At 56.2% G+C, this 6,837-nt stretch carries 6 protein-coding genes; 2 read left to right on the top strand and 4 right to left on the bottom strand.

Translation table 11 applies throughout. The annotated features are described in order from the left end of the window. Positions 1-615 precede the first annotated feature (615 nt). Positions 616-1,806 (bottom strand): HlyD family secretion protein, encoded by a 1,191-nt coding sequence (locus tag BCS36_RS11380; RefSeq protein ID WP_291303010.1) that lies wholly within the window; start codon positions 1,804-1,806, stop codon positions 616-618. Between the two features lie 78 nt (positions 1,807-1,884). Here BCS36_RS11380 and BCS36_RS11375 point away from each other — a divergent pair, with 78 nt between their 5' ends. Continuing rightward, positions 1,885-2,697 (top strand): hypothetical protein, encoded by an 813-nt coding sequence (locus BCS36_RS11375; protein ID WP_291303009.1) that lies wholly within the window; start codon positions 1,885-1,887, stop codon positions 2,695-2,697. Between the two features lie 378 nt (positions 2,698-3,075). Here BCS36_RS11375 and BCS36_RS11370 read toward each other — a convergent pair whose 3' ends face one another. The 3 genes from BCS36_RS11370 to upp all read right to left on the bottom strand — a co-directional run bounded on the left by BCS36_RS11370 (position 3,076) and on the right by upp (position 5,457). After that, positions 3,076-3,240 carry a chaperone protein gene (locus BCS36_RS11370; protein WP_179979424.1) on the bottom strand — a complete coding sequence of 55 codons (165 nt, stop codon included), beginning with the start codon at positions 3,238-3,240 and terminating at the stop codon, positions 3,076-3,078. A gap of 294 nt (positions 3,241-3,534) precedes the next feature. Beyond that, positions 3,535-4,794: a uracil-xanthine permease family protein gene (locus BCS36_RS11365; protein ID WP_291303008.1), complete on the bottom strand. Its 1,260-nt coding sequence runs from the start codon at positions 4,792-4,794 to the stop codon at positions 3,535-3,537. A gap of 36 nt (positions 4,795-4,830) precedes the next feature. After that, positions 4,831-5,457, bottom strand: coding sequence for a uracil phosphoribosyltransferase (gene upp / locus BCS36_RS11360; RefSeq protein WP_291303007.1), 627 nt, complete (start codon positions 5,455-5,457; stop codon positions 4,831-4,833). Between the two features lie 197 nt (positions 5,458-5,654). Between upp and BCS36_RS11355 the strand changes: the two genes are divergently transcribed. Then, positions 5,655-6,755, top strand: a complete 1,101-nt coding sequence (locus BCS36_RS11355) for a DUF362 domain-containing protein (RefSeq protein WP_291303006.1) — start codon at positions 5,655-5,657, stop codon at positions 6,753-6,755. Positions 6,756-6,837 lie beyond the last annotated feature (82 nt).

Here is a 6,837-nt window from a genome sequence, read left to right as displayed (position 1 = left end):
GGACCCTTTTGTAAAAGGGTCCCTCCCCCACGCCCCCTCCCCCTAAAACTTTTATTATACTTCACTATGTTACAAATTTTTTTCCGGTCGGTGCGAGCTTCCTATAGAGCTGATTAACTTTGAGAATATACATTCTCAAAGTTTAAGGCACACTCACTTCGGCGTTTAACCGCACAGATAAACTGCGCTTACGCCTCCGTAGCGAACTTCTGCTCATGCAGCCGTCAGAGCAATTTAAAAGTTAAATTGCTCTAGACAGCATTCTTCCGGGCCAGAAGGATGAACAGCGTATTGACGCTCTACATCCAATACTCCCCAAAAGGCTTTATACTCTGCCAGCAAAACAGCGGCGCGGATTTGCAAAAATCCGCGCCGCTGTTTGTTTGTATATAATCCATGCACCCGTCTGTTCCAATCAGCCGCATATTACGCTGGCGTACTGCCCAAAAAGCCGTTGCTCCCCCCTCCGCTCCTGTCCAGAAAGAACATCGCCTTCTACCCAAATACACTAAAAGTTTTAAGGGGTAAGGGCGTGGGGGAAGAGACCCTTGTGTAAAAGGGTCCCTCCCCCACAAAGTATTTCACGCAACTACATATCTTTAATCTCAGCTCGACTTAAAAACCGTAAAAACCCCATATGCTGCGGGTCAGCACCACGCAGCGGGCAGACGTGCCGGGCGCGGGCAAAGGGGCGCCCCCGGGGTCAACGCTGACGCGCACAGGAACGTACATTGCGGGATTGGCCGCACCTTCCACTCGCTTGACGCTCTGCGGACTTTGCTGCCCGGTGGGGAGCGCCTGCGGCGCAAGAACATCATGCACCGTGCCGCGCAGGCTCTGCCCGTCTTCAAGCTCAATGCGGCAAGGCTGACCGGGCTGGATTAAATCCGCACCTTCGCCCATAAAATAGGCCTGAACCCAGTAGTTTTCCGTTACTGAAGCCCCTTCGGGCAGAAGCAGAATCAAGGCTTCGCCACGCTGCGCCGGCTGACCGGCAACTCCCAAAACCCGCAGCACCCGGCTGTCAACGGGCGCATACAGATTGGCGTCCGCCAGCACAGGCGGCGTCACCTGGGCGCGGGGCGTCACAGGCGCGTACCGCTGCTGTGACGCCATCTGCTTGTAACGCAGCATCTCCTGCCGGATGCGGCCAAGCTCCTGCTCCATGGCGGCACGCATGCGGCTGGCTTCTTCAAACTCCGCCTTGGCCTGTTCCATATGCCTGCGGGCCTGCGCCTCGGCCTGACTGGCCTCGGCATACCTGCTTTTGCCGACGGATCGTTCGCCGCCCTGACTGTCAATGGTGCGCAGGTGCAATTGCAGCCGCACGTGCGTGGCCACGCGCTCCTGTCGCAATTGCTGTTTGGCGTCTTCTTCATTTCTGGCCAGAGCCAGACGGCGCACCATATCCTGTTCCGCATCCTGCGCGGCTTTCAGTCTGGCGGCGGTTTCTTCCATAGTGGGCGGCCCGGCCATGCCGCGCAAGGCTGCGGCTTCCCGTCCCGCCTCGCCAAGCCGGGCCTGATAGGCCCTGGCATTCATGCGCAGCAAGGGCTGCCCGCGCCGCACACTGTCCCCTTCCTTGACATAAAAAGCCTCGACCGGGGCGGAAAATTCGGGGGCAACCACATGCACCATGGCGTCCAGCATGGCCCGCTCGCTGGCGACACGCCCCTGGGCAAGCCACCAGAGCACGCCGCCCGCGAGCAGCAACAAAAGCGCCCACAAAGGAAAAAGGCGCAGCCACAATGGGCGGGGGCTGCCCTTTTTGCGGGCGGGCATTTCGATATAAAGGGCTTCGGACATGGCAATTCCTTGGCTTGAAGCGTGCATTTGACCCTGAAAAGGGTATGCAGATACCGTACCAGATTTTACAGCATGTTTATGGAAAACGCACTTTACAAGGACGGTACCTACGCATACAAAGGCTGCAACGCCGCATTTCCCGGCTTCAATGTCAAAACTCCGCCAGGAGAACACACCATCATGTCCATCGCGCGTTTTTGCGTTCTGCTTTGTCTGGGCGGTCTGCTTTTTGGCTGCTCCACCCGCCCCGTTGTTGTGGTAGAAAAAGATCAGTTTATCCGCATGGCCAGGGCCATGCCCAAGGAGCTCAAGGCTCGCAACCTGCTTGACGACCAGGGTTCCTATGTGGCCCCCATGTCATTTGCTGGCTATAAAAATTATGGCGATGTGCTTTTTCAGCGGCTTTCGCCATCGTTCATGTTTGGCGAAACCGCGCACGATGTGTACCTGGGCGCCACCTTTGCCGCAACCATACTTCCTGACAGTCGCGTCAAGCACTGGGACAACGGTTTTAGCATCAGGCACGCCACGCAGACCATAACCGTCAACATGGTGGCCATTGCCGATTGGAATAATGACGGACAGGATGAATGGATCGTCTCCTGCGTGGTGGAACCACGCATGGGCGGGAAGACGCGCACCTACTATCTGCTCGTGCCGCCGCCGCAGAACAGCAGTGAAGTGCTCAAGGGCACCGTGGCTGCCGTCAATGAGTGCTTTGGCCTGTCCTGCACGGTCTTTGTTCGCGACAGCAAGATCATTGAGCGCACCGCGTCCAATCCGCTCGTGCCGCCCACTGAGGTGCATGATGTGGTGCCCGGCTTGCAGCCCGTCACCGAACCTCCCAAAAAGGGCCCCGTGAAAGACGGCCTGGAAGAGCGCAACCTGTAGGACGAACGCGCAACGCTGCACAAGATAAAAACCCCGGCCATGGCCGGGGTTTTTATGTCAGTGAACGGAAAGCTAAACTATTATACTCTGTGCGGCTGGGCAGGGAAACGCCCGCGAAGATGGTTTGCCTGCAAGCCTTATGATGCTGACGCGCGGGCGGTCACACTGTCGGGCAGCGCAAACGCAGCTCTACCTGAAAGCGCATTTTCAGAGCCTCTTCAAAAATGAATCCGCTTTTGAGCATTTTACCTTTGAAAAAAGGCACATGCCCTAACGTTACACAAGAGTGCAGCGCGCACCAACGTGCCATGGATTCTGCCTAAAATCATACTGGCAAAAGGCGAATTGAAATGTGAAACATTTCAAAGTTACTCTGGTCTAGTCGCATACTCCGTCATGCTCCGCCCCGGCGGGCACGGTGCATGCTTCCTGACGTTTGCCGGTTCCGTTGCACTCAAAGCAGGTGGTATTATCCTGATTTTTTCCCGTGCCGGAGCAGGCGGGACAGGTGGTGTAGTCGTCGTTCATTTTTTTCTCAGCCATAGGAGTCCTCCTTTTTCGGCTTACTTGTAAATCAGGCTACCACACTTGCTGCAAAAGATACAGCCCGCCTGACGGCCAAAAGCCATCGGCGGGCTGCCCAGAACAGATGCGGTTGGATGCGCGATCGTAAGGAATCCGGTACTGGCTAGAGCATTTTCACTTTGAGAAAGTGTAAATGCTCTACCGCTGCACAAAAGTGCAGCGCGCCACAACGTGGCGTGGATTCAGCCGCGAATCGCATTTTTCGGCTGAATGAAACCTTTGAACTGCGAAGCAGTTCAAAGGTAATCTGGTCTAGGATCGGCTGCGCGGCAAAAAGAGGTTGAGCACCACGCCCGTCACCGCCGCAAGGCCTATGCCGCCCAGCTTGAAGCTGCCGATGCTGAACTGCATGCCGCCAACGCCAAAGATGATGATGAGGGCCACGATTATCATGTTTCTTGGCTCCATCAGGTCTTTTCCGGCGCGCACAAGGGTGTTCAGCCCCACCACCATGATGGCCCCGAAGAGCAGGATCATGATGCCCCCCATAACCGGTACGGGTATGGACGACAGAAACGCGCCGATCTTGGACACAAAGGAGAGCAGAATGGCCGTCAGCGCCGCCCAGGTCATGACGGCGGGGTTGAACACTCTGGTCAGGCTCACCGCGCCGATAACTTCAGCGTAGGTGGTGCAGGGCGGTCCACCCACCATGCCTGCGACCATGGTGGCGACGCCGTCGCCAAACATGGTGGTGTGCACGCCGGGGTCTTTGAGGTAATCCTTGCCGGTAATGGAGCTGATGGCCACAACATCGCCAAAATGCTCAATGGCCGGGGCCAGAGTTATGGGCATGATGAAAAGGATGGGTTCCCAGGCGAATTCGGGAAAGGTAAAATGCGGCAGGCTCATCCACGGGGTGGCGGCCACCTTTGTCCAGTCGCCGAGGCCAAGAAAGAGTGAAACCGCAAAACCGGCCGCAATGCCGCACAATATGGGCATAAGGCGCAAAAAGCCCTTGCCCAGCAATGACACCAGAACCGTGACCAGCAAGGATGTCATTGAAACCCACAAAGCGGTTTCTTCCGGCACAAGCTGCACCGCGCCGTCGCCAGTCTTGCCGAGAGCCATGTGCACGGCGACCGGGGCCAGAATCAGCCCGATAACCATGATGACAGGCCCGGTAACCACGGGCGGCAGCACGCGCAGCACCACATCGATGCCACGCCAGCGGATGAGGCCGCTCAGGATAAAGTAGACAAAACCCGAGAAGACCAGACCGCCGAGGGTCTGGGCCATGCCCCAGGTCTGCACCCCGTAAATGATGGGCGCAATGAAGGCAAAGGACGACGCAAGAAAGATGGGCACCTTGCCCCTGGTGCATACCTGAAACAGCAACGTGCCGACGCCTGCGGTAAAGAGGGCGACATTACTGTCCAGGCCGGTAAGAATGGGCACCAGCACCAATGCGCCAAAGGCCACAAAAAGCATCTGCGCGCCGATCAGGCAGTCCCTGAAGCGCAGGTTATAGTCGGTGGGCAGATATTCCCGCCGTGGGCTGGCTGAGCTCATATGCGGCCTCTATGGTTTTACAGGGTGGGTGCGGACTTACTTGGTGCCAAAAATACGGTCCCCGGCATCGCCGAGACCAGGAATGATATAACCGTTTTCATTGAGGTGATCGTCAATGGCGGCGGTATATATATCCACATCAGGGTGCGCCGCCTGTACTCTGGCGATGCCTTCCGGGGCGCAGACCAGGTTGAGGCTGCATATGTTGCGACAGCCGTGGCGCTTCAAAAGTTCTATGGTAGCGATGAGCGATCCGCCCGTGGCCAGCATGGGGTCAAGGATAATGGCAAGACGCTGGTCCATGTCGCTGGCGAGCTTGACGTAGTATTCCACCGGCTGCAGCGTTTCTTCATTGCGGTACAGGCCCACAACGCTGATCTTGGCGCCGGGTATCATGTCCAGAACGCCGTCCATAAGGCCGATGCCCGCGCGCAGGATGGGCACAACAGTGACCTTCTTGCCGGAAATGGCCTCAATTTCAACAGGCCCGGCCCACCCTTGCACCGTGTGCTTTTCGGTACGAAAACTCTTGGTGGCTTCATAAATAAGCAGACCTGCCACTTCATTGGATACGCTGCGAAATTCGCTGGTGGAGGTGGACTCCATACGCAAAATACCAATCTTGTGGCGAACAAGAGGATGATCTACAACATAAACTGCCATGGAGCCTCCTTATAGGCATTGGCTAACGTGCTGTTTTAATGGTATATAAATCTAAATAAGGTTATTCTTGAGACGGGCGCTTGTCAAGCAATATACATGACCCTACGCGCCATGATTCTCGTGCCGTCTAGTTCCTCTTGCGTGTCGCGGCAGATGGTGCCAAAATATTTTAAACGCAAATAATTCGGAGGAACCCCATGCCCGCCAAAGTTTTTTATACAGACAGCCAATCCCGCTCCCATGAAGAAAGCAATCTTGCTAAAGTGGCCCGTCTGTGCGATGCCCTTAACTTCAAAAAATTCATCAAAAAAAATGAGTTAACCGCTGTAAAATTGCATTTTGGCGAATACGGCAACGATACGCACCTGAACCCCACGCTGGTGCGCCAGGTTATCAACAAAATCACCGCCGCTGGCGGCAAGCCTTTTCTTACAGACACCACAACGCTGTATTCCGGCAGCAGGCACAATGCCGTTGACCATCTGCAAACCGCCTACCTGCAAGGCTTTTCACCTTCCGTGGTAGCCGCGCCCGTGGTTATCGCCGATGGGCTGTTCGGCGACAATGACGTGTCTGTGCGCGTCAACTGCAAACATTTCAAAGAAGTCCATATCGCTACCGAAATCAGCAAGGCTCCGGCCCTGGTGGTGCTGAGCCATTTCAAGGGGCATCAGATGGCCGGGTTCGGCGGCGCCATCAAAAATCTTGCCATGGGCGGCGCTTCGGTACGCGGCAAGAGGGAGCAGCACGCCACCCATGTGAGCGTAAACGAAGAAACCTGTATAGGCTGCGGCAAATGCGTGCGCGCCTGTCCTCAGGATGCCCTGAGCATGCACAAGAAAAAAAGCAAGGTGGACATATCGCGCTGTGTGGGCTGCTTTGAATGCATGACCGTCTGTCCCGCCGCGGCCATCAGCGTTGACTGGGAAACGGAAGTGGAACCCTTCATGGAACGCATGACCGAGTACGCCTATGGCGTGGTCAAGGGTAGAAAAAAGCGCATCTGCTACATCAACTTTGTACTCAACGTCACCCCGGACTGTGACTGCGTGGGCTGGAGCGACATGCCGATGGTGCCCAATATTGGCATACTGGCCTCCACCGACCCCGTCGCCCTGGACCAGGCATGCTTTGACCTTGTGAACAAGGCACCCAGCCTGAGCGGCGAATGCTGTGATAAAAAAGGCGGCCAGGACAAATTCACGGCTCGCTGGCCCCACACCCTTGGCCCGGTGCAGCTGAAGTACGGTGAGGAAATCGGCCTCGGCAGCCGCAAATACGATCTTGTAAAAATTTAGCGTACCAGAGCAGATTAACTTTGAAATGCTCTGTGGGGGAGGGACCCTTTTGCAAAAGGGTCCCTCCCCCACGCCCCCACCC

Origin of the sequence: Desulfovibrio sp. MES5 (assembly GCF_002237645.1) — a bacterium.
In the GTDB taxonomy this organism is placed as follows: domain Bacteria; phylum Desulfobacterota; class Desulfovibrionia; order Desulfovibrionales; family Desulfovibrionaceae; genus Desulfovibrio.
Note: the sequence above shows the minus strand (reverse complement) of the source record. Positions and strands in the feature narration are given on the sequence as shown.